The organism is Streptomyces sp. NPDC059957, assembly GCF_042730015.1.
Classification (GTDB): domain Bacteria; phylum Actinomycetota; class Actinomycetes; order Streptomycetales; family Streptomycetaceae; genus Streptomyces.
In genome coordinates this window covers 13,207-14,858 of the sequence record NZ_JBHWMB010000123.1, presented here as the reverse complement: position 1 = coordinate 14,858, position 1,652 = coordinate 13,207, and the positions used below count along the sequence as shown (strand labels likewise).

The 1,652-nt window shown below is 76.0% G+C and carries 2 protein-coding genes; both read right to left on the bottom strand.

The features are described from left to right. Positions 1-146 precede the first annotated feature (146 nt). The gene (locus ACFWBW_RS39970; RefSeq protein ID WP_385384233.1) at positions 147-725 is read right to left on the bottom strand and encodes a CGNR zinc finger domain-containing protein; all 579 of its coding nucleotides are present in this window, start codon (positions 723-725) and stop codon (positions 147-149) included. Between the two features lie 107 nt (positions 726-832). Further along, positions 833-1,501 carry a TetR family transcriptional regulator gene (locus ACFWBW_RS39965; RefSeq protein WP_385384230.1) on the bottom strand — a complete coding sequence of 223 codons (669 nt, stop codon included), beginning with the start codon at positions 1,499-1,501 and terminating at the stop codon, positions 833-835. Between the last annotated feature and the right edge of the window lie 151 nt (positions 1,502-1,652).

Sequence of the window (1,652 nt, the reverse complement as noted above, 5' to 3'; positions counted from 1 at the left end):
CAGGCCGACACCCCACCCCGCCCCCGGCACCGGCCCCCACCCGCAGCCCCCACCACATCCACACAGACGCCGGCCACAACCCAGCCCCGCCGGCGTTTGAGGCGCAGGGGCCCGGGGACCGGTCCCCGGCAACGGCGCCGCACCCGTCAGGCCGAGGACGCCATCCGGCGGGCGTAGTGGCGGGCCGCCTTCGCCCGGTTGCCGCAGCCCGTGCTCGTGCACCACCGGCGGGTGCCATTGCGGCTGACGTCGTGGAAGCGCAGCCCACACGTCGGGTTCGCACAACTCCGCACCCGGTGCCCCGCACCGCTGAGCAGCCGGAGGTAGTCCGCCGCCGCGAGGTAGCCGAGCAGGCGGCCCGAGTCGGGCGCCTCCAGTCGCTCGACGGGCCCGGCGGCCGTGAGCAGCCGGCGGACGCGGCCCGCGTCGAGCAGCCGGTTGAAGGCGGCGAGCTCCCCCGGCCCCGCCTCGGCGCGCCCGGCCCCACCGGCCCCACCCGCCACACCGGCCAGCGCGGAGCGGGCGGCCCGGGCGGCGGTCAGGGTGGTCCGGTCGGCACGCAGCTCGCCGTCGGCGTACGCGGCGGCCACCCGGGACCCGGCCAGCCAGCACGCGAGGCCGGCGGTGGAGTCCAGCAGGTCGTAGCGGCCGTACCGGTCGTGCCAGTGCGTGTTGAGGAGGTCCAGGCTGAGCGGCTCGCCGGTCAGCGGCCGCGGATCGGGCACGCTCGCCCCCATGTCCGCCCTCGCCCCCGTGTCCGCCCTCGCCCCCGTGTCCGCCCTCGCCCCCATGGCCGCCCTCGCCCCCATGGCCGCCCCCGCGCGACCCACGCTCATCCCCGCTGCCCGAGGCGCACGGATTCGGGGACCGCCACGAAGGCGCAGTACGGCGACGAGCCCTCGGCCCGGTACAGCTTCACCGCATGCGGCGCCGCGAGGATCCCCGGGAGGATCAGCTGCCACAGCCGGGTCAGGTGCCCGCGCAGCGGCCCGCAGGAACGGCCCGGGTCGTGTTCCTCCGCGCGCAGGCACACGTCCATCCCGATCAGGGAGTACACCAGTTGCGAGGCCGTCCCCCAGGGGTCGGCCGCGCCGGCCAGGGCGTCGGCCAGCTCCTCGCGGACGGCATCGGTCCAGGAGACGCTGCCGTCGGGGTAGTGCACGAACTCCCGGGTCAGCCGCGCGCCCGCACGTACGACGGGGTCGTGCCCGAGCCGGCCGGCGACGGCGTGCGTCATGTCGACGGCGGCCTGCAAGGGGAGGACCCCGCGGTGCGGTACCGCGCCCAGCACGCCGGTGATCGCCTGCCTGGCTTCGGTGCGCACCGCTCTGACCAGGTCGTCCTTGGCGGGGAAGTGGTACATCAAGGCGCCCTTGGTCACTCCCGCGGTGGCGCAGATGACGGCGAGCGAGGCGCCTTCGTAGCCGTAGAGGTCGATGGCCTTGGCGGCGCCGTTGATCAGAGCCCGGCGCGTCCGCTCGGCTCGCTCCTGCTGCGCCATGGGCGCTCCTCGTGCGTAGGGGATGGAGACGTACGGGTGGTGGGGGGGGGGGGGGGGGGGGGGGGCCCCCCCCCCCCCCCCCCCAGCCACGCTCAGAGGACAGAAACCAAGAAAGGGAGAACCCACCCAACCCCTCGCTACTGCCTCATTA

Excerpts from the sequence above, each read along its gene's own strand:
- ACFWBW_RS39965 (WP_385384230.1), bottom strand. The coding sequence starts at position 1,501 with ATGGCGCAGCAGGAGCGAGCCGAGCGGACGCGCCGGGCTCTGATCAAC.